The sequence below is a fragment of the Pseudomonas sp. SORGH_AS_0199 genome, from assembly GCF_031453735.1.
GTDB classification, from domain to species: Bacteria; Pseudomonadota; Gammaproteobacteria; order Pseudomonadales; family Pseudomonadaceae; genus Chryseomonas; species Chryseomonas aestiva.
On the sequence record NZ_JAVJAE010000001.1, the window covers coordinates 1031189 to 1051580 of the forward strand.

General features: G+C 66.1%; 23 protein-coding genes, 1 pseudogene and 1 riboswitch. Of the genes and pseudogenes, 16 read left to right on the top strand and 8 right to left on the bottom strand.

The genetic code is table 11. The features are described from left to right. Positions 1-84: 84 nt before the first annotated feature. The 9 genes and pseudogenes from rpsM to QE444_RS04915 all read left to right on the top strand — a co-directional run bounded on the left by rpsM (position 85) and on the right by QE444_RS04915 (position 8864). The gene (gene rpsM, locus QE444_RS04875; protein ID WP_017640288.1) at positions 85-441 is read left to right on the top strand and encodes a 30S ribosomal protein S13; all 357 of its coding nucleotides are present in this window, start codon (positions 85-87) and stop codon (positions 439-441) included. A 30-nt stretch (positions 442-471) separates the two neighbouring features. Further along, on the top strand, positions 472-861 hold the full coding sequence (gene rpsK, locus QE444_RS04880) for a 30S ribosomal protein S11 (protein ID WP_003281811.1): 390 nt from the start codon (positions 472-474) through the stop codon (positions 859-861). Between the two features lie 16 nt (positions 862-877). Next, positions 878-1498: a 30S ribosomal protein S4 gene (rpsD, locus tag QE444_RS04885; protein ID WP_017640289.1), complete on the top strand. Its 621-nt coding sequence runs from the start codon at positions 878-880 to the stop codon at positions 1496-1498. Positions 1499-1520: 22 nt separating this feature from the next. Beyond that, positions 1521-2522, top strand: coding sequence for a DNA-directed RNA polymerase subunit alpha (locus QE444_RS04890; protein WP_017640290.1), 1002 nt, complete (start codon positions 1521-1523; stop codon positions 2520-2522). A 44-nt stretch (positions 2523-2566) separates the two neighbouring features. Continuing rightward, positions 2567-2956 (top strand): 50S ribosomal protein L17, encoded by a 390-nt coding sequence (gene rplQ / locus QE444_RS04895; RefSeq protein ID WP_007161227.1) that lies wholly within the window; start codon positions 2567-2569, stop codon positions 2954-2956. A 190-nt stretch (positions 2957-3146) separates the two neighbouring features. Further along, positions 3147-4605, top strand: a pseudogene (locus QE444_RS04900) (catalase). A gap of 145 nt (positions 4606-4750) precedes the next feature. Then, on the top strand, positions 4751-6955 hold the full coding sequence (gene yccS, locus QE444_RS04905) for a YccS family putative transporter (RefSeq protein WP_273861328.1): 2205 nt from the start codon (positions 4751-4753) through the stop codon (positions 6953-6955). Between the two features lie 87 nt (positions 6956-7042). Beyond that, positions 7043-7942 (top strand): sugar nucleotide-binding protein, encoded by a 900-nt coding sequence (locus QE444_RS04910; RefSeq protein ID WP_178083888.1) that lies wholly within the window; start codon positions 7043-7045, stop codon positions 7940-7942. Beyond that, positions 7935-8864, top strand: a complete 930-nt coding sequence (locus QE444_RS04915; protein WP_309737453.1) for an NAD-dependent epimerase/dehydratase family protein — start codon at positions 7935-7937, stop codon at positions 8862-8864. The genes QE444_RS04910 and QE444_RS04915 overlap by 8 nt, the downstream gene beginning before the upstream one ends. Positions 8865-8955: 91 nt before the next feature. Here QE444_RS04915 and QE444_RS04920 read toward each other — a convergent pair whose 3' ends face one another. From QE444_RS04920 to QE444_RS04940, 5 genes are all read right to left on the bottom strand, one after another. Further along, complete coding sequence (locus QE444_RS04920) at positions 8956-9645, bottom strand: OmpW family outer membrane protein (protein WP_309737454.1); 690 nt, start codon at positions 9643-9645, stop codon at positions 8956-8958. A 96-nt stretch (positions 9646-9741) separates the two neighbouring features. Further along, positions 9742-10236: a DUF3299 domain-containing protein gene (locus QE444_RS04925; RefSeq protein WP_133860565.1), complete on the bottom strand. Its 495-nt coding sequence runs from the start codon at positions 10234-10236 to the stop codon at positions 9742-9744. Between the two features lie 13 nt (positions 10237-10249). Beyond that, a complete protein-coding gene (locus tag QE444_RS04930; RefSeq protein ID WP_187980956.1) occupies positions 10250-11503 on the bottom strand; it encodes an ABC transporter permease in 1254 nt (417 codons plus the stop codon). Position 11504: 1 nt separating this feature from the next. Then, positions 11505-12197 (bottom strand): ABC transporter ATP-binding protein, encoded by a 693-nt coding sequence (locus QE444_RS04935; protein ID WP_405046459.1) that lies wholly within the window; start codon positions 12195-12197, stop codon positions 11505-11507. A gap of 22 nt (positions 12198-12219) precedes the next feature. Further along, positions 12220-12771, bottom strand: coding sequence for a DUF2796 domain-containing protein (locus QE444_RS04940; RefSeq protein WP_187980957.1), 552 nt, complete (start codon positions 12769-12771; stop codon positions 12220-12222). A gap of 122 nt (positions 12772-12893) precedes the next feature. On the opposite strand from QE444_RS04940, the gene QE444_RS04945 reads away from it, so the two are divergent. Further along, a complete protein-coding gene (locus QE444_RS04945; RefSeq protein ID WP_133860569.1) occupies positions 12894-13250 on the top strand; it encodes a hypothetical protein in 357 nt (118 codons plus the stop codon). A gap of 126 nt (positions 13251-13376) precedes the next feature. On the opposite strand, the gene trxA is transcribed toward QE444_RS04945, so the two are convergent. The 3 genes from trxA to QE444_RS04960 all read right to left on the bottom strand — a co-directional run bounded on the left by trxA (position 13377) and on the right by QE444_RS04960 (position 15423). Next, the gene (gene trxA / locus QE444_RS04950) at positions 13377-14246 is read right to left on the bottom strand and encodes a thioredoxin (RefSeq protein ID WP_309737456.1); all 870 of its coding nucleotides are present in this window, start codon (positions 14244-14246) and stop codon (positions 13377-13379) included. Positions 14247-14314: 68 nt separating this feature from the next. Continuing rightward, a complete protein-coding gene (locus QE444_RS04955; protein ID WP_309737457.1) occupies positions 14315-14962 on the bottom strand; it encodes a 50S ribosomal protein L11 methyltransferase in 648 nt (215 codons plus the stop codon). Then, positions 14959-15423 (bottom strand): YbaY family lipoprotein, encoded by a 465-nt coding sequence (locus QE444_RS04960; protein WP_133860572.1) that lies wholly within the window; start codon positions 15421-15423, stop codon positions 14959-14961. Before QE444_RS04960 ends, QE444_RS04955 begins: the two co-directional genes overlap by 4 nt. A gap of 179 nt (positions 15424-15602) precedes the next feature. Here QE444_RS04960 and nrdR point away from each other — a divergent pair, with 179 nt between their 5' ends. From nrdR to nusB, 6 genes are all read left to right on the top strand, one after another. After that, entirely contained in the window at positions 15603-16073 is a 471-nt protein-coding gene (gene nrdR / locus QE444_RS04965; protein WP_007161213.1) for a transcriptional regulator NrdR, read from the top strand. Further along, positions 16070-17188, top strand: a complete 1119-nt coding sequence (gene ribD, locus QE444_RS04970) for a bifunctional diaminohydroxyphosphoribosylaminopyrimidine deaminase/5-amino-6-(5-phosphoribosylamino)uracil reductase RibD (RefSeq protein WP_309737458.1) — start codon at positions 16070-16072, stop codon at positions 17186-17188. The genes nrdR and ribD overlap by 4 nt, the downstream gene beginning before the upstream one ends. A gap of 56 nt (positions 17189-17244) precedes the next feature. Next, a riboswitch (FMN riboswitch) is annotated at positions 17245-17403 on the top strand. A 142-nt stretch (positions 17404-17545) separates the two neighbouring features. Beyond that, complete coding sequence (locus QE444_RS04975; RefSeq protein WP_187980963.1) at positions 17546-18208, top strand: riboflavin synthase; 663 nt, start codon at positions 17546-17548, stop codon at positions 18206-18208. 10 nt (positions 18209-18218) lie between these two features. Further along, positions 18219-19307 (top strand): bifunctional 3,4-dihydroxy-2-butanone-4-phosphate synthase/GTP cyclohydrolase II, encoded by a 1089-nt coding sequence (gene ribBA / locus QE444_RS04980; RefSeq protein WP_133860575.1) that lies wholly within the window; start codon positions 18219-18221, stop codon positions 19305-19307. A 109-nt stretch (positions 19308-19416) separates the two neighbouring features. Next, entirely contained in the window at positions 19417-19893 is a 477-nt protein-coding gene (gene ribE / locus QE444_RS04985; protein WP_007161209.1) for a 6,7-dimethyl-8-ribityllumazine synthase, read from the top strand. Then, the gene (nusB, locus tag QE444_RS04990) at positions 19890-20381 is read left to right on the top strand and encodes a transcription antitermination factor NusB (RefSeq protein ID WP_133860576.1); all 492 of its coding nucleotides are present in this window, start codon (positions 19890-19892) and stop codon (positions 20379-20381) included. The genes ribE and nusB overlap by 4 nt, the downstream gene beginning before the upstream one ends. Positions 20382-20392 lie beyond the last annotated feature (11 nt).

The window sequence follows — 20392 nt, forward strand, 5'->3', positions numbered from 1 at the left end:
ATCATTTGTTCCTACAGCGTTAATATCGCGCGCCCTTTTCTTGGCTTCCGGGGCGTCGGTAGCTGTCAATTGGAGTTTTTCTGAATGGCCCGTATTGCAGGCGTCAACATTCCAGATAACAAACACACTGTTATCTCGCTGACCTACATCTATGGTGTCGGTCGCACCACCTCTCAGAAGATCTGCGCGGCCACCGGCATCCAGCCGACCGCCAAGATTAAAGAACTGAGCGACGAGCAGGTCGATCAGCTGCGTAACGAGGTCGCCAAAATCCTCACCGAGGGTGACCTGCGCCGCGAAATCAACATGAACATCAAGCGCCTGATGGATCTGGGTTGCTACCGCGGTCTGCGTCACCGCCGTGGTCTGCCGGTCCGTGGTCAGCGCACCAAGACCAATGCCCGTACCCGTAAGGGCCCGCGCAAGCCGATCCGCAAGTAATCGCATCCGCGAATCGACAGGAATCTAGTCATGGCAAAACCTGCTGCTCGTCCTCGTAAGAAAGTCAAAAAGACAGTGGTTGATGGCATCGCCCACATCCATGCGTCTTTCAACAACACCATCGTGACCATCACCGATCGTCAGGGCAATGCATTGTCCTGGGCGACCTCCGGTGGCTCCGGCTTCCGTGGCTCCCGTAAGAGCACCCCGTTCGCTGCCCAGATTGCAGCCGAACGTGCCGGCCAAGCCGCTCTGGAATATGGTCTGAAGAATCTGGACGTGAACGTCAAAGGTCCCGGCCCCGGCCGTGAGTCCGCTGTTCGCGCCCTGAATGCCTGTGGTTACAAGATCGCCAGCATCACCGACGTGACGCCTATCCCGCATAACGGGTGCCGTCCGCCGAAGAAGCGTCGCGTGTAATAGGAGACAGTGAGAAATGGCTCGTTACATTGGTCCCAAGTGCAAACTGTCCCGCCGCGAAGGCACTGACCTCTTCCTGAAGAGCGGCGCTCGTGCCCTCGACTCGAAGTGCAAGCTGGAAACCGTTCCTGGCCAGCATGGTCAGCGTCGCGGTCGTCTGTCCGACTACGGTCTGCAGCTGCGTGAAAAGCAGAAAGTCCGCCGTATCTATGGCGTCCTCGAGCGTCAGTTCGCCGGTTACTACCAGGAAGCTGCCCGTCGCAAGGGTGCTACCGGTGAAAACCTGCTGCAACTGCTCGAATGCCGTCTGGACAACGTGGTGTATCGCATGGGCTTCGGTGCCACTCGCGCTGAATCGCGCCAGCTGGTCTCCCACAAGTCGATCACCGTCAACGGTCAGACCGTCAACATTCCCTCCTATCAGGTCAAGGTCGGCGACGTCGTCGCGGTCCGTGAAAAGGCCAAAAACCAGCTGCGTATCGCTCAAGCTCTCGAGCTGTGCGGCCAGCGTGGCCGGGTTGAGTGGGTCGAAGTGAGCACCGAGAAAAAGGAAGGCACCTTCAAGAGCGTGCCGGCCCGTGGTGATCTCTCCGCCGACATCAACGAAAACCTGATTGTCGAGCTCTACTCCAAGTAAGGGCTAGAAAGTAGGTGCATCCATGCAGAGTTCGGTAAATGAGTTCCTGACCCCCCGCCATATCGATGTGCAGGCGGTTAGTCAGACCCGTGCCAAGATCACCCTCGAGCCTCTCGAGCGTGGTTTCGGCCATACCTTGGGCAACGCGCTGCGGCGTATCCTGTTGTCCTCCATGCCTGGCTGCGCGGTAGTCGAAGCAGAGATCGACGGTGTCCTGCACGAGTACAGCGCCATCGAAGGCGTGCAGGAAGACGTGATCGAGATCCTGCTCAATCTCAAGGGTCTGGCCATCAAGTTGCACGGCCGTGACGAAGTCACCCTGAGCCTGAGCAAGAAAGGTCAGGGGCCGGTTCTGGCCTCTGACATTCAGGTCGATCACGACGTCGAGATCGTCAACGGCGATCACGTCATCGCCCACCTGGCGGACAACGGTTCGCTGAACATGAAGCTGAAAATCGCTCGCGGTCGTGGCTATGAGCCCGCCGACGCGCGTCAGAGCGAAGAAGACGAAACCCGCGCAATCGGTCGTCTTCAGCTCGATGCTACGTTCAGCCCGGTTCGTCGCGTGGCCTATGTGGTGGAAAACGCCCGGGTCGAACAGCGTACCAACCTGGACAAGCTCGTGCTTGACCTGGAAACCAACGGTACCCTGGATCCGGAAGAAGCCATCCGTCGTGCCGCCACTATCCTGCAGCAGCAGCTGGCAGCGTTCGTCGACCTCAAGGGTGACAGCGAGCCGGTCGTGGTCGAGCAGGAAGACGAGATCGATCCGATCCTGCTGCGTCCGGTGGACGATCTGGAACTGACCGTCCGTTCGGCCAACTGCCTCAAGGCGGAGAACATCTACTACATCGGTGACCTGATTCAGCGTACCGAAGTGGAGCTGCTCAAGACCCCGAACCTGGGCAAGAAGTCCCTGACCGAAATCAAGGACGTTCTGGCCTCGCGTGGTCTGTCGCTCGGTATGCGCCTGGACAACTGGCCCCCTGCAAGCCTTAAGAAGGACGACAAGGCTACTGCCTGATCGTCATTGTTCACCGAACGATAGTTTGGGAAGGAATTTCAATCATGCGTCATCGTAAAAGTGGTCGTCATCTGAGCCGCACGAGCGCACATCGCAAGGCCATGTTCCAGAACATGGCTGTGTCGCTGTTCGAGCACGAGCTGATCAAAACTACCCTGCCGAAAGCCAAGGAACTGCGCCGCGTTGCCGAGCCGCTGATCACCCTGGCCAAGGAAGACAGCGTCGCCAACCGTCGTCTGGCTTTCGACCGCACCCGCTCGAAAGCTGCCGTTGGCAAGCTGTTCAACGACCTGGGCAAGCGCTACGCCAACCGTCCGGGTGGCTACCTGCGTATCCTGAAGTGCGGCTTCCGCGCTGGCGACAATGCGCCCATGGCGTACGTCGAGCTGATCGACCGTCCGGTCGGCGGTACCGTGGAACAAGCTGCTGAATAAGTAGCGCTGTTCTGGAAAAAGCCGGGCTCCTGCCCGGCTTTTTCATGCCTAACGTTTGGCGAAGCCGCAGGCAGGCCCTTCTACTTGGATTTTCTATCAGGATGCTAGGATCAATAAATTAGTCCTAAAGTATTGCCTTGGCGATACTTCTCCCACGCGATCAGCAAGCGCTATTCAAGGGAGACAACCTGTGACCGATACCAAGATCCTCACCACCGCCAGCGGCATTCCGGTAGCCGACAACCAGAATTCCCGTGCCGCCGGCCCGCGCGGTCCGCTGATGCTCGACGACTTCCATCTGATCGAGAAGCTGGCCCACTTCAATCGTGAGGTCATTCCCGAGCGACGCGTGCACGCCAAAGGGTTCTGCCGCCTATGGCACCTTTACCGTCACCCAGGACATCACCCATCTCTCCAGCGCCAAACTGTTCGCCAGCGTCGGCAAGCAGACCGAGACCATCCTGCGCTTTTCCACCGTGGGTGGTGAGCGCGGCTCTGCAGATACCGAGCGCGATCCGCGTGGCTTCGCCCTCAAGTTCTATACCGAAGAAGGCAACTGGGACATCGTCGGCAACAACACCCCGGTGTTCTTCATCCGCGATCCGCTCAAGTTTCCCGACTTCATCCACACCCAGAAGCGCGATCCCTGGAGCAATCTGAAGAGTCCGCAGATGATGTGGGACTTCTGGTCGCTGTCGCCGGAATCGCTGCATCAGGTAACCATCCTGTTTTCCGATCGCGGCATCCCGGATGGCTATCGCTTCATGCATGGATTCGGCAGCCATACCTTCAGCCTGATCAATGCCCAGGGCGAACGGCACTTCGTGAAGTTTCACTTCAAGAGCCAGCAGGGGATCAGGAACCTGGCGCCTACCGAGGCCGCACGTCTGGCCGGGAGTGATCCGGACTACAGCCAGCGCGACCTGTTCCAGGCCATCGAGCGTGGCGAATTCCCCCGCTGGAAGCTGTGCATCCAGGTGATGAGCGAGCAGGAAGCGGCCGGTCGCGCCGAAAATCCTTTCGACGTCACCAAGGTCTGGTCGCAGCAGGACTATCCGTTGCAGGAGGTAGGCCTGCTGGAGCTCAATCGCAATCCGCAGAACTACTTCGCCGAGGTGGAGCAGGCGTCCTTCGCGCCAAGCAACGTGGTACCGGGCATCGGCCTGTCGCCGGATCGCATGCTGCAAGGACGGGTGTTCGCCTATGCCGATGCCCAGCGCTATCGGGTGGGAACCAATTACCAGCAGTTGCCAGTCAATGCGCCGCGCTGCCCCTATGCCAACAACCAGCGTGACGGGGCCATGAGATTCGATGGCAATGGCGGTTCCCAGCCGAACTACGAGCCCAACAGCTATGGCCATACGCCCAGGCAGGCGCCGCAATATCGCGAGCCGGCGCTGAATTTCGCCGGTCCGGCCGATCGCTACGACCACCGGGTGGACGAGGATTACTACAGTCAGGCCGGTGCGCTGTTCCGCCTGATGAACGCGGACCAGCAGGCGTTGCTGATCGACAATATCGTCGGTGCCATGGCTTCGGTGACCCGGGATGTCCAGCTGCGGCAGATCGGTCATTTTCTCAAGGCCGATCCTGCCTATGGCATGGGTATCGCCAAGGGGCTGGGGATGGATCCCAGCGAAGTGGCCTGACCCAAGGGGTAGAAGGAGCCCGGCGGATGCCGGGCTTTTTTTCGCCGCTAAAAAAGTGCGGGAAAGGCTGCCTCGGACGCCACTTGCGACGTCGCAGTGCTAAGGTTCGCATCAAGCGCGAAAACACGAGGCTCGCTCTCCCGTCATGACTGTGTTTGGAGTGTCTTTGCGCCAGCTCTGGGCGCACGAAAAGGCCAGCTATGGCGTTCGCGTCTTTGTCGCCCTGAGCGGCGCCATGGCTGTCTGCTGGTCGCTGGGCGATCTGCGCGCGTTGTCGCCGGTGTTTCTCGGCATCATCGCCAGCGCCCTGGCGGAAACCGATGACAGCTGGCTGGGCCGTCTCAAGTCCCTGGTGGTCACCCTGCTGTGCTTCGCGGTGGCCGCCTTCGCGGTCGAACTGCTGTTTCCCTATCCCTGGATCTTTGTGGTGGGCCTGGGCCTGGCCACCTTCAGCCTGACCATGCTCGGCGCCATCGGCGAGCGCTACGCGTCCATCGCCCAGGCTACGGTGATCCTGTCGATCTACGCCATGATCGGTGTGGATCAGCGGCTGGGTACCCAGGTGCCGTTGTGGTACGAGCCGGCGCACCTGCTGGCCGGGGCGCTGTGGTACGGCCTGCTCTCGGTGCTCTGGTGCGCGCTGTTCGCCCACCAGCCGGTGCGGCAGAATCTGTCCGCGCTCTATGGCGAACTGGAGACTCTGCTCCGGCTCAAGGCGGAGATGCTCGAACCGGTGCGCGGGGTGGATCTGCATCGGCGGCGGGTGCTGCTGGCCCAGCAGAACGGCAAGGTGGTGCAGGCGCTGAACCAGGCCAAGGCGACCATTCTCAATCGCTTCGGCCGCTCGGGGCGGCCGGGCGCACGTTCAGGGCGCTACTTCCGCCTGTATTTCATGGCGCAGGACATCCATGAGCGCGCCAGCTCCTCGCACTATCCCTACAGCGCCCTGACCGAGGCGTTCTTTCACAGTGATATCCTCTTTCGCTGCCAGCGCCTGCTCAAGCTGCAGGCCGCAGCCTGCCGCAACATGGGCGAGGCGATCCGACTGGGGCAGCCCTTCGAATATGGCCAGCAGAGTCAGCAGGGGCTGACCGATCTGCAGGCCTCGCTGGAGTATCTCAAGCAGCAGCAGAATCCGCGCTGGCGAGGCCTGCTGCGCTCCCTGGACCTGCTCGGGCACAATCTCTCGACCCTGGAGCGGCAATTTTCCGAGGCGGGCAACAGCGACTCGGGGGCGGCGGATCTGGATACCAGTCTGCTGGATCCGGCGGCGCGCTCGTTGCGCGAGGTGTTACAGCGTATCCGCCTGCAGCTGACCCCGACCTCGCTGCTGTTCCGCCATGGCCTGCGCATGGCGCTGGCGCTGATGGCCGGCTATGGGGTGCTGCACCTGATCCACCCGGTCAACGGCTACTGGATCCTGCTGACCACGGTGTTCGTCTGCCGCCCGCAGTACGGGGCGACCCGGGTGCGGCTGGTGCAGCGGATCGTCGGCACGGTAATCGGCCTGTTGCTGGGCAGTGCCTTGCTGGAGCTGTTCGCGCAACCGGAGATCCAGCTGCTGCTGGCGCTGGTCGCCGGTCTGGTGTTCTTCATCACCCGGACCGATCGCTACACCGTCGCCACCGCGGCCATCACCCTGATGGTGCTGTTCTGCTTCAACCAGGTGGGCAACGGTTTCATGCTGATCTGGCCGCGGCTGCTGGACACCCTGCTGGGGTGCCTGATCGCGGTGCTGGCGGTGTTCTTCGTCCTGCCGGACTGGCAGGGGCGCCGCCTGCACCTGGTGATGGCCAACACCCTGCGCACCAACGCCCTCTATCTGCGCCGGTTGCACGAGCAGTACCGCACCGGCAAGCGCGACGACCTCGATTACCGCGTGGCGCGGCGCAACGCCCACAATGCCGATGCGACGCTGTCGGCGGCGCTGGCCAACATGCTGCGCGATCCCGGGCATTTCCGGCGCAACCTGGAAGCGGGCTTTCGCTATCTGGCGTTGTCCAACACCTTGCTGGGTTATCTGTCGGCCTTGGGCGCGCATCGCCGCCAGCTGGAAGCGGCCGAGCACGATGCCCTGGTGGAGCGCGCCGTGACCCGTATCGCCGAGGGCATGGAGACCATAGCCGCCGCGGTGGCGGAGCGGCGCAGTCTGCCGCCTACCGCCGAAGAGGAAAGCAGCCTGGCCGACCAACTGGAAGCCGCGGCGGATGATAACGACGACGGCTATCGACTGGTGTGCACCCAGCTGGCGCTGATCTGCCGGCTGCTACCCAATCTCAAGAGCGCCGCCAACCATACCCTGCGCGAACAAACCCGCGAGGAACCGGCAGCGGTTGCCGCCGGTGCTTGAGCAAGGTTGGCGCGACGCGCTATGTTGACCGATGTCCGTCGAATCTTTCGACGCCTGTTTATGCTGGTTTGAAGGCTGTTCCAACACATGCGTATGCGTCTTCTAGTAGTGGGCGGGGAGAGCGCCCTGGGCAAGGCGCTACTCGCCGCCGGTGCCGAAGCGGGCATCGAATTCGTCGCCCCCGAGACTCCCGCGGAGGGCTGGTACGCTGCCGGACTGACCGAGGTCCTCGACCGGGTACGGCCGGGAGCGGTGATCAATCTCGCCTACTACCGCGACTGGTTGCAGGCCGCAGACTTCGATCCGGCCCTGATGCAGCGCCAGGCGCTGGCCGTGCAGCGCCTGGCAGGCCTCTGCCAGCACTATCAGATTCCGCTGATCCAACCGTCCAGTTATCAGCTGTTCGATGGCTCCCGCGTGGCCGGCTATAGTGAAAAGGATCTTCCGCGGCCCCCCGGGGCGCGTGGCGAAGCGCTCTGGCGGGTCGAGCAACTGGTGCGAGCGCTGTGCCCGATGCATATCCTGCTGCGCCTGGGCTGGGTGCTGGACGACTCCCGCGACGGGCGTCTGGGGCGTCTGCTGCAGCAGCTGGATACCGAGCAGGTGGTGCCGATGGCGGGCGACCGGCGCGGCAATCCGACCACCGTGGGCGATGCCGCGCGGGTGTTGCTGGCGGTGGTCAAGCAACTCGACTGCGGCGCGCCGCTCTGGGGGACCTATCACTATGGCGCCCAGGAAGCGGTATCGGAATTGGGCCTGGCCGAGACCGTCGCCCAGCTCTGGCAGGAGTTCGACCGGCCGGTGCGCTGCGAATGGCAAGAGGTGACGCACCTCGAGCGCGCGGATGCCGCGGAAGAGCCACAACAGGGGGTGTTGATCAGTCGCAAGCTGCTCAACACCTTTGGAATCAAGGCGCGGCGCTGGCAGCAGGAGCTGCCCGCGCTGTTGCAGGGCTTTCGGCAGGACGAGGTAGGTTTCCATGAGTGATGCGCCCATTCTGATCACTGGCGGTGCCGGTTTCATCGGCTCCCATTTGGCCGACGCGCTGCTGGCGCGGGGCAGGCGGGTGCGGGTGCTTGACGATCTGAGCACCGGCAAGCGCGAGAATCTGCCGCTGGACAACGAACGTATCGAGCTGCGGGTGGGCGACGTGGCTGATACCGCGACGCTGGAAGCCGCGGTGGCCGGCTGTGCAGCGGTGGTGCACCTGGCCGCGGTGGCCTCGGTGCAGGCGTCGGTGGAAGACCCGGTGGGTACCCACCGGGCCAATTTCATCGGCACCCTGAATCTGTGCGAGGCCATGCGCAAGGCCGGCATCAGGCGCGTGGTCTATGCCTCCAGCGCGGCGGTCTATGGCGCCAACGGTCAGGGCCAGGCCATCGACGAAGAGCTGCCCAAGGCGCCCCTGACGCCCTATGCGGCCGACAAACTGGCCGGCGAGTACTACTTCGACTTCTATCGCCGCGAGCACGGGCTGGAGCCGGCGATCTTCCGCTTTTTCAACATCTACGGCCCACGGCAGGATCCGTCTTCGCCCTATTCCGGGGTGATCAGCATCTTTACCGAGCGTGCCCGCCGCCAGACGCCGATCACGGTGTTCGGCGATGGCGAGCAGACCCGCGATTTCGTCTATGTGGCCGATCTGGTGGGCATCCTGGTGCAGGCGCTGGAAGCCACCGAAGTAACGGCCGGGGCGGTGAACGTGGGGCGCGGCGAGACCATCAGCCTGAACGGCCTGCTGGCAGAGATCGGCCAGGTGCTCGGTGGCCTGCCGAAGGTGACCCATGGGGCCGCGCGGGCGGGAGACATCCGCCATTCGAAGGCGGACAACCGTCGTCTGCGCGAGCGCTTCGACTTCAGCCAGCCTACCGCCATGGGCACGGGGTTGGCGGCGCTGCTGCGGGACTAGCAGGCGAGGCCAGGGGCAAGCCCTGGCCTGTTGAGCTTCGCCGCTGGAGCCGTCTCGGCGCCAACCTAAGGCGCGAGTGGCTGGCGGTGGCCTAGAAGCGATAGCCCAGGCCGACCATGTAGACCCAGGGATCCACGTCCAGATCGACCTTGGCGCGGGCGCCGAGGGCGGTGTTGTCGACGTGGGCGGTGGTGGCGATGTCGATGTAGCGGATCTGGGCATTGAGCATCACCCGGTCGGTGAGCATGAGATCGGCACCGACCTGGGCGGACCAGCCCCAGGAGTTGTCGGCGCGGAAATTGTCGAAGCCGGCCGCGCTGGCGCCGCTGCCGACGTGCTCGTCATAGATCCAGGTGTAGTTGAGGCCGGCGCCGACATAGGGCTGGAACGTCGCCTTGGCGTCCAGCGGGTAGTAGACCAGGCTCAGCGTCGGCGGCAGGTGCTTGAGGCTGCCCAGCTTGCCATTGGCGGCGTCGAGCCCGGTGCCCTTGATGTTGACCTGGTGCTCGAAGGGCGTGGCCGCGAGCAATTCGAGGCCCAGGTGGTCGTTCAGCATGTAGGCGACGTTCAGCCCCAGCTGGGTGTCGCTGTCCATGGTCGCCTTGCCGCCCAGATTGGCGCCACTCAGGGCGCCTCTGTCGATCTTGACGTCGGAGCTGCGCTCGTGGGGATCCACGGTGATGGCGCCGGCGCGCAGGATGATGTCGCCGGCCTGGTGGGCCTGGGCGAAGGGGGCGGCCAGCGCGAGGGCGAGCAGGCTGAGACGGAAGAGAGGATGCATGGCGAGGGCTCCGAAGGCATTGAAAAATGGCTGGGAGCAGCCTAGCGAAGCCGGAACGGCGGACTCTTGATCTCGCTCAAGGGCAGGGCAGATCCATCAGGAGCCGTCGCCCTTGAGGATGTAGGGCTGGATGCGCTGGGCCTGCAGCCAGTAGCCGGCGACGGCCATCTCGCTGCGCTGGGTGCCCACGCCCAGGCGGCCTTCCACCCAATAGGGCAGGTGCAGCTTGGACAGCCAGAGATCGTGGCTGCCCTTGACGTAGACGATCTGGTTGCCGGGCGGCGGCGGTACGTGGATGCAGGCGCCGTAATAGGGGACCAGCAGGAATTCGGTGACTTCGCCCTCTTCGGTGACCATCAGCGGCACCACGTAGCCGGGCAGGCGCACCTCCTGGCCGTCCAGGGCGGCCACCGTTGGCGCGTCCGGCCAGGGCTGGCTGGCGGCCGGGCCGTCTTCGCCGAGGCCGTGGTCGACGCTGCCGGGATTGAAGCGCGGCGCATCGGCCGGCACCAGTTCGCGCCAGGCGAGTTGGCGGGGGTCGGCCTGGGCCCAGGACAGCCAGCAGAGCAACAGCAGGAGCGCCAGGCGCATGGGGAAGCCTCGTCTACAAACGCACGGACAACCCGTCCGTGAGGGCCTGGCGACAGCCGCGCCAGGCCGGAATGCAGCCGAGCACCAGCGCCGCGAGCAGGATACCGCCGAGCAGTTGCCCATCGTAGAGCGAGGGCCAGTCCAGCGGCAATGCCAGGCCGTATTCCGCCAGCAGCCAGGGCCGGCCCAGCGCGATGGCGCCATAGAGCAGCGCCAGCCCGGCGAGACAGCCGGCCAGCGTAAGGGCCAGGGCTTCGGCCAGCAGCAGGCCGAACAGATGACGCGGCTGGGCGCCCACCGAGCGCAGGATGGCCATTTCGCGGCGTCGTTCGTTGAGACTGGCGAGCAGGGCGGTGAGCATGCCCACCAGCCCGGTGAGCACCACGCACAGCGACATCACCAGCAGCGCCTGTTCCGCCGTGCCGAGCAGGCCCCAGAGTTCCTGCAGGGCCACGCCGGGCAGGATGGCCAGCAGCGGCTCGCCACGGTACTCGTTGACCGCGCGTTGCACGGCAAAGGTGGCCACCCGACTCTTGAGGCCGACCAGGGCGGCGGTCAGGTCCTGGGGCGTGAGATCGCGCCGGCGCACCTCGGCGTCGCTCAGCGCAGGACCGGGCATGCCACCGCGCCAGTCCAGGTGCAGGGCGGTCATGCCGCTCAGCGGGATGTGCAGGGTGCGGTCGACGGGGGTACCGGTGGGGGCGAGGATGCCGACCACCGTGAAGGGGTGGTCGCTATGCTCGGTCAGGCTGATGGTGGCGACACCATGGGCCAGCACGACCCTGTCGCCCAGTTGATAGTGCAGCGCCTTGGCCACCTCGGCGCCCAGCACCACCTCGAAGACGTCGTTGAAGGGGCGACCCTGGGCCAGCCGCAGCGGCTGGTTGCGCCCGTAGTGATAGTGGGCGAAGTAGTTGCCGTCGGTACCCAGCACCCGGTAGCCGCGGTGGGAGTCGCCGAGGGACAGCGGGATGGTCCAGGCGACGCGGGGATCGGCGGCGAGCTTCTCGTAGCTCTCCCAGCGGATGTTGTTGGTGGCATTGCCGATGCGGAACACCGAGTAGAGCAGCAGATTGACCGCACCGGAGCGGGCGCCCACCACCAGGTCGGTACCGGCGATGGTGCTGGCGAAGCTGGCCTTGGCCTCGGTGCGCAAGCGTTCGACGCCCAGCAGCAGGGCCACCGAGACGGCGATGGTGAAGACGGTGAGGAGGGCGGTGGCGCGACGATTGCGCAGGCTGGCCCAGGCCAGTGGCAGAAGCGGCATCCTAGGTCTCCGGCCGGGCGGCGTTGAGTTGGGCCAGGGTCAGGTGGCGGTCGAAACGACTGGCCAGACTGCGGTCGTGGCTGACGAACAGCAGGCCGGCGCCGGCGGCGGCGCACTCGGCGAACAGCAGCTGCAGGAAGGCATCGCGGTGATCGGTGTCCAGCGCCGAGGTGGGTTCGTCGGCGATCACCAGCTCCGGCTGGCCGATCAGGGCGCGGGCGGCGGCGACCCGCTGCTGCTGGCCGATGGAGAGTTCGCGGGCTGGACGGCGCGGCAGCGCGGGATCGCTCAGCCCCAGGGCGCAGAGCAGGGTCAGGGCCGCACCCCGCGGATCGCCGTGCCGCGCGGTGGCGCGCTCGCGGCGCAGCGCCGAGAACTGGCAGGGAAGCAGGACGTTGTCCAGCACCGAGAGAAAGGGCAGCAGGTTGAATTGCTGGAAGAGAAAGCCGGTGTGGTCGACGCGAAAGCGGTCGCGCCGGGCGGTGGCGAGCGCTCCTAGATCCTGACCGAGCAGGCGCACCTGGCCGCGACCGGGGCGCTGCACGCCACCCAGCAGGCCGAGCAGGGTGGTCTTGCCACTGCCCGAAGGGCCTTCGAGGAACAGCGCCTCGCCGGGTGCCAGCTGGAAGTGCCGGATGTCCAGGCATTCCGCCTGGCCCGGCCAGGCGAAGCCGAGGTCCTGGATCTCGACCAGCGGGGCGGCGGTCACGACCGTCTTACCATTTCAGCTGCGGTTGCTTGGCGGTCAGTTCGGCGCCTTGCTGACCGCTGGCGACGATGGCCTGGACCTCGACACTGTGACTGTTGGGGAAGCGGGCGAACCAGCCGGAGAGATCCAGGCTGGCGAGCGCGCCCGGCTTGCTGCAGCTGAAGCTCATGCTGGCGTCCACGTCGAGATGGCCGCTCGCGCTGGCGTCCTTGGCGAACAGCGGGCTGATGGCGCTGGCTTCGGTCAGGCGGCAATCGGCTGCCGCGGGCAGCTTCACCAGCGCCTGGGGATTCTCCAGGCTTTGGCGCAGAGCCGCGACGGCGTCCTCTTCCTGCTGGTTGCGCGGGGCATGTTCGAAGCCCAGCAGATCGGCCGCCGGACTGCGCCACTGCAATTCCAGGCCGGTTTCCGTCTGGGCCAGGTCGAGGTGGGATTCGCCGTGCACATGGGCGCCCAGGGCACCGTGTTCGTGTTCGTCATGGTCACTAGCGGTGCCTTGGGCAAAGGCCGGTTGAGCGAGCGCGGCGGCGAGGCAGAGGGTCAGCAGGGGCAGGCGCATGGATGGCTTCCAGTGGGTGGAAAGGCGCTATGTTATGTTGTTGCATTTGCCTGTCGCAACCTCGGTTTGGCGTCGGCCGATGGCTGTGGGAGCATGGGCCTCTGCACGACGAGGAGAACACCATGGTACGCATTCGCGGAACCATCGGCAGCCAGCCCGTGGATCTCACGGTGGAACTGGACGAGACCGACTGGCAGCGCCTGGCCGCAGCCCTGCAGCCGACGGCGGCGTCCCTCCCTGCTGCGGCGGTGGCCGCCGCCCCCAGCGGGCCCAAGTCGGGCGGCGACATGCTCTGGGACCAGGTGGTGAAATTGCTCAGCCAGGCTGGCCGACTCAGCGGGCCGGACATCCTGGTGGCCCTGGAAAAGCTGACCGGCAATCTGGGCGTGGCCAAGCAGCTGCTGGTACGGCTGAGGCACAGTCCCCAGGTGCGCATGGAGCGGGTGGGGGAGGCGCAGTTCTATATCTGGCAGGGATGAGACTGGGGGTAGGTGAGTGGAAAACGCTGCGCGGTTTTCCACGCTACGAAAGGTCCGCAGCGCCAGGCTGGCGCCGGCTGTGGACAAGGCTGCGCCTGGGGCGACGCAGCCGTTATCAATAGGTGCCTAGTACAGTGCCTGGTACAGGCGGCGGCGATAGGTGGCGACCAGCGGGTGATCGTTGCCCAGCAGATCGAAGACCTGCACCAGGGTCTTGCGCGGCAGGTCGTCACCGTAGCCGCGATTGCGGCGGAACAGGTCCAGCAGACCATCCAGGGCGGGTTCGTATTGCTGGCGGGCCAGTTGTTGCACGGCCAGCTGGTAGGCGGCTTCATCGTCGCCGGCATCGCGCGCCAGGCGACTCTTGAGCTCGGCCACCTCGGGCAGGCTGGCGGCCTGCCGCAGGAAGGTCAGCTGGGCCCTGGCGCCGGCCAGCGCCTGCTTGTGCTCATCGCCCTTGACCGCGTCCAGCACGGCCTGGGCGTCGTCCAGTTCGTTGCGCTCGGCCAGGCAGCGGGCATAGAGGATCAGCGCCAGGGCGTCACTGTTGTCTTCTTCGAGCAGCGCCTTGAGCAGCGCCTCGGCCTCGGCGAAGCGGCCCTCGGCGAACAGCGCCTGGGCGGCGTCCAGCGAATCTTCCTCGGCCGGCGGCAAGGCCTGGACATGGGGTTCGATCAGGGCGCGGATGGCCGATTCGGGCTGGGCGCCGGCGAAGCCGTCCACCGGCTGGCCATCTTTGAACAGCACCACCGTGGGCAGGCTGCGGATGCCGAATCTCATCACCAGTTCCTGCTCGATGTCGCAGTTGACCTTGGCCAGGTGCAGGGCGCCGCCATAGGACTCGGTGATCTTGGCCAGCAGCGGCATCAGCACCTTGCAGGGCGCGCACCACTCGGCCCAGAAGTCCACCAGCACCGGGGTGCTGAAGGAGGCGTCGATGACCTGTTGCTGGAAGGTGTCGAGGGTGGCGTCGAAAATGTAGGGGACCTGGCTCATGGCGGACTCGGCAGACGAAAGATGCACTATAGGTGGGGACGCCGGGCTTGGAAACAAGGCGGGCCAGCTCAACCTTGATAGAGCGCCACGCGGCGGAATTCGTCCGGCTCGGCCAGATCCGGCAGGGTGCAGGCCTGGAGTTCGGTGATGCGGGTGAAGCCGGGGTGGGCCAGGTCGCGCACCCTCGAGTCGGCCAGCAGGATCCGTTCTGCACGCGTCTGCAGGAGCGCCAGTAGCGGCAGGTTGGCACGGTCGTAGAGCACATCGGCGGCCAGGATGAGATCGAAGCGCTCGGTGCTGGCGTGCAGATCGTCCAGCGTCTCGATCTGCACGGCGTTGGCCTGGGCATTGGCACGGCAGGCTTTCAAGGCCAGCGGATCCAGGTCGCAGCAGACCACCCGCGCCGCGCCGGCCCGCGCGGCGGCGAGTCCGGCGATGCCCGAGCCGCTGCCGAAATCCAGCACCTGGCGCCCGGCGACGTGCTCGGGATGGGCGACGATCCAGCGCGCCAGGGCCAGACCGCTGGCCCAGCAGAAGGCCCAGTAGGGCGGTGCCTCCAGCAGGCGCTGGGTTTCCGCAAGGGAAAAGGCCCGCGTCATGTTGGCCGGATCGATCAGCCACAGCGACAGGTCGCTGCCGGGCAATGCCTGCAAGGAGAGGCAGGCGTCGCCCAGCAGGGCCGTCAGGGCGGCAGCGAGATCGGCAGGGGGCGTCACGGGGTCTGGTTCAGCACCAGTTCGCCGAGATTCTGCGTGGTCGGTCCGCCGACATTCACCGGCGGCAGATAGCTGGCCAGTTGCCCGGCCTGGATCAGGCGCGCGTGGAATTCCACCTTGAGATCCGGGCGGGTGGGAAAGATCTCTGGATTGAAGGGCAGGCGGAAGGCCAGGGGCGCGCCCTTGCCGGTCACCGTCTCGCTGGCCAGCAGACGCTGGGGCAGGCCCTTGGCGTTGACCGCCAGCAGCGCGATCTCGACCTGGGCACCCGCCGGGACCAGACCCTGGGCATTGCGCAGCACCCCGGAGATCTCGCGCAGATTGGCCGGAGTGGGGGCACCGACCACCGGAACCGGTTCGTCGGCCGGGGTGGTGGGCTGCGGCGGCGTGGTTTCGGGTGGGCTGGAGCAGGCCGCGAGCAGACCGGTGAAGAGCAGGGGCAGGAGGGCGCGTGGGGTCATGGCGGGATCCGGAGGTCGCGGCCGGCGAGGGCTGCACGGGAGGCTGGAGAGGTCGTCGAACACAGGGCGCTCTTATAGCCCGGCGGCCCCTGGCTGTCGATTCGTCAGGCACCCGGAGGTTCCCGGCAGGGAGTGATCGGGTACCATGAGGGCTTTCCCTTCCGGCGATCGACTCTCTCATGCATTGTCCCTTCTGCGGCGCCCACGACACCAAGGTCACGGATTCCCGGCTGGTCGCGGCCGGTGAGCAGGTGCGCCGGCGACGTGAGTGCCTGGCCTGCCAGGAGCGCTTCACCACCTTCGAGACCGCCGAGCTGGTGCTGCCACGGCTGATCAAGCAGGACGGCACCCGCCAGCCCTTCGACGAGGACAAGTTGCGCGCCGGCATGCAGCGTGCCCTGGAGAAGCGGCCGGTCAGCGTCGAGCGTCTGGAAGAAGCCATCGCCCTGATCAAGCACCGCCTGCGCGCCACTGGCGAGCGCGAGATCCGTTCGCGGGTGGTGGGTGAACTGGTGATGGACGAACTGCGCAAGCTGGACCAGGTGGCCTACATCCGCTTCGCCTCGGTCTATCGGCAATTCCAGGACCTGGCCGAATTCCGCGACGAGATCGAGCGCCTGGCCCAGGATCCGGGCAAGCAGCCGGTATGAGCGCCATGGGGAGCGACGAAGTCTGGATGGCCCGCGCCCTGACGCTGGCCGCCTGCGGCCGCTACAGCACGGCGCCCAATCCGCGGGTGGGCTGCGTCATCGTCCGCGACGGCCAGGTGGTAGGCGAAGGCTGGCACCGCCAGGCCGGCGGTCCCCATGCCGAGGTGCACGCGCTGCGCCAGGCGGGGGAGGCGGCGCGTGGCGCCACTGCCTATGTGACCCTGGAGCCCTGCAGCCATCATGGCCGCACCCCGCCTTGCGCCGATGCCCTGGTAGCCGCCGGCGTGGCCGAGGTAGTGGCGGCCATGACCGATCCCAATCCGCTGGTGGCCGGGCGCGGTCTGGCGCGCCTCTCCGCCGCCGGCATCGCCACCCGCGCCGGAGTGCTGGAAGCCGAGGCACGAGCGCTCAACGCCGGCTTCATCCAGCGCATGCTCACCGGGCGACCCTTCGTGCGGGTCAAGCTGGCCCTGAGTCTGGATGGCCGCACCGCCATGGCCAATGGCGAAAGCCAGTGGATCACCGGCCCGGCGGCGCGCCAGAGCGTCCAGCGGCTGCGCGCCGAGGCGGGGGTGGTGATCACCGGCGCCGATACCGTGCTGGCCGATGGCGCCCGCCTGACCGTGCGTCAGGCCGAACTGGGCCTGAGCGGAGACGAACTGGAACTGGCCACCCTGCGTACGCCGCAGCGGCTGCTGGTGGACGGCCGTGGCCGGGTGCCGCTGGATGCCCCCTTCTTTCAGGCCGGCGCGGCACGGGTCGCCGGTATGGCCGCCGCGGCGCCCGGCTATGCAGCGGCCGGTCACGACTACCTGGCGCTGCCCGGTAGCCAGGGCCAGGTCGATCTGGCGGCCCTGCTGACCCGCCTGGGCAGCGAGCAGGTCAATGACGTTCTGGTGGAAGCCGGGCCGCGTCTGGCCGGTGCCTTCGCCCAGGCCGGGCTGGTCGACGAATATCACCTGTTCCTGGCGCCCAGGTTCCTCGGTTCCAGCGCCCGGCCGCTGCTGGACTGGCCGCTGGCGCACCTGGCCGAGGCCCCGCAGCTGGAGATCCTCAGCGTCACGCCGGTGGGCGCCGACCTGCACCTGATCGCCCGACCGGCCAGGGACGCCTGACGCCCCTGGCCCCGCGGCGGCGAACTGTGTTACAAAACCTGCGCTGCCCTCGGGTGGCGAGTTCTCAGGGCGGGGTGCAATTCCCCACCGGCGGTAACGCCCGATCAGTCGGGACGAGCCCGCGAGCGCTCTCTCGTCCTCTGCGGCGGGGGAGGTCAGCAGACCCGGTTGGATTCCGGGGCCGACGGTCATAGTCCGGATGAGAGAGAACGGGATAGCCTCGCCTGGCAGGGGTGCGAGCCCCTCGTCCGTCTGATTTCCCTTCTGTCCGTACGCCCTGTTTTTTCACCGAAACAGGAGTTCGTCGATGTCTAGCTGCACCGCCTTTCCGGCTCTACCTCGCGGAGGCCTGAGCTGATGTTTACCGGAATCATCGAAGCCCTCGGCGAGATCCGCGCGCTCACGCCCAAGGGCGGAGACGTGCGCCTTTATGTCGCCACCGGCAAGCTCGACCTTGCCGACGTCAAGCTCGGCGACAGCATCGCCGTCAACGGAGTCTGCCTTACCGCCGTGGACTTGCCCGGCGACGGCTTCTGGGCCGACGTCAGTCGCGAGACCCTGAGCCTCACCAGCCTGGGCGGCCTCAAGCCCGGCAGCAAGGTCAACCTGGAAAAGGCGCTGATGCCCACCAGTCGCCTCGGCGGCCACCTGGTCAGCGGCCACGTGGACGGCCTCGGCGAAGTGGTCTCCCGCACCGATAATGCCCGCGCCGTGCAGTTTCGCCTGCGTGCCCCGGCCGAGCTGGCCCGCTACATCGCCCTCAAGGGCTCGATCACCGTGGACGGCGTCAGCCTCACGGTGAACGCGGTGGACGGCGCCGAATTCGAGCTGACCATCGTCCCCCACACCCTCGGCGAGACCATCATGGCCGACTACCGCCCCGGTCGGCGGGTGAACCTGGAGGTGGACCTGCTGGCCCGCTACCTGGAGCGCCTGCTACTGGGCGACAAGGCCGCCGAGTCCAGCAAGGGCGGCGTCACCGAAACCTTTCTCGCCGAACACGGCTATCTGCAGCGCTAAGGACGACACCGTGGCACTTTCCAGCATCGAAGACATCATCCAGGACATCCGCGCGGGCAAGATGGTCATCCTCATGGACGACGAGGACCGCGAGAACGAAGGCGACATCATCATCGCCTCCGAATGCGTCACCGCCGAACACATCAACTTCATGGCCCGCCACGCGCGGGGCCTGATCTGCATGCCCATGAGCAAGGGCCTCTGCGAGCGCCTCAACCTGCCGATGATGGCCAGCCGCAACGCCTCCGGCTTCGGCACCAAGTTCACCGTCTCCATCGAGGCCGCCGAGGGCATCAGCACCGGCATCTCCGCCGCCGACCGCGCCCGTACCGTGCAGGCCGCCATCGCCAAGGACGCCAAGGCCGGCGACGTGGTCAGCCCCGGCCACATGTTCCCGCTGATGGCCCAGCCCGGCGGCGTGCTGGCCCGTGCCGGCCATACCGAAGCCGCCTGCGACCTGGCGCGCATGGCCGGTTTCGCCGAGAGCGGGGTGATCTGCGAGGTGATGAACGACGACGGCACCATGGCCCGTCGCGACGAACTCGAAGCCTTCGCCGAGCAGCATGGCCTCAAGGTCGGCACCATCGCCGATCTGATCCACTACCGCCTGCTCCACGAGCACACCGTCAAGCGCATCGACGAGCAGCAGCTGGAGACCGAGCTCGGTCCGTTCAAGCTGGTGACCTACCGCGACGAGGTGGAGGGCGACGTCCACCTGGCGCTGATCCGTGGCGACCTGGCCGGCCAGGAGCTGCCGCTGGTGCGGGTGCACAACATGGATCCGCTGCGCGACCTGCTGCAGGTGCAGCAACCGGGTCGCTGGAGTCTGCGTGGCGCCATGGAACGCGTGGCCCGCGAGGGCACCGGTGTGGTGCTGCTGCTCGGTCACTCGATCGAGGGCGACGACCTGCTGGCGCACCTGCGCGAGCCGCTGCCGGTGCCCAAGGCGCTGTCCACCTACAGCACCGTCGGTGCCGGTTCGCAGATCCTCCGCGACCTGGGCATTCGTCAGATGCGCCTGCTCAGCTCGCCGATGAAGTTCAACGCCATATCCGGCTTCGACCTGGAAGTAGTAGACTATCTGCCTCCTGAAGAATGACCCTTCCGCCTGGCGCGCCCCGCCCGGGTGGTGCGGCGCGCTTCACCTGGATTTCCACGGACGGCCTGGCACTGCCGGCCGTCCGGCTCTTTGACAACTGGACCCGCACATGAACATCAAGACCTTTGAAGGCACCTTCATCGCTCCCCAGGGCCGCTTCGCCCTGGTGGTCGGTCGTTTCAACAGCTTCGTCGTCGAAAGCCTGCTGCAGGGCGCCATCGACGCCCTGGTGCGTCACGGCATCAAGCCGGACGACCTGACCATCATCCGCGTCCCCGGCGCCTTCGAGATCCCGCTGGCGGTGCAGAAGATCGCCCAGCGCGATGAGTTCGACGCCATCATCGCCCTCGGCGCGGTGATCCGCGGCGGCACCCCCCACTTCGAATACGTGGCCGGCGAGTGCACCAAGGGTCTGGCCCAGGTCTCCATGGAATTCGGCGTACCGGTGTCCTTTGGCGTCCTCACCGTCGATTCCATCGAGCAGGCCATCGAGCGCTCCGGCACCAAGGCCGGCAACAAGGGCGCCGAAGCGGCCCTGTCCGCTCTGGAAATGGTCAGCCTGCTGGCGCAGCTGGAGGCCAAGTGAGCGGCGATCTGACTCCGCCCGCGGCCGGCAAGCCCGCGGGCAAGAAGGCCCCCACCGGCAAACTGGCTGCTCGCCGCGAAGCGCGCAGCCTGTCGGTCCAGGCCCTGTACCAGTGGCACATGGCGGGCCAGGCGATCAACGAGATCGAGGCGCAGTTTCGCGTCGACAACGATTTCGCCAAGGTCGACGGCGCCTACTTCCATGAAGTCCTGCATGGCGTCCCGGCCAACAAGAGCGAGATCGACGGTCTGATCCTGCCCTGCCTGGACCGCGCCATGAACGAGGTGGATCCGGTCGAGCTGGCCGTGCTGCGGCTGTCCTGCTACGAGCTGCTCAAGCGCATCGACGTGCCCTACCGGGTGGTGATCAACGAAGGCATCGAGATGGCCAAGATCTTCGGCGCCACCGATGGCCACAAGTTCGTCAACGGCGTGCTGGACAAGCTGGCGCCCAAGCTGCGCAGCGCCGAGTTGCGCGGCAAGCGCTGATTGCCCACGTC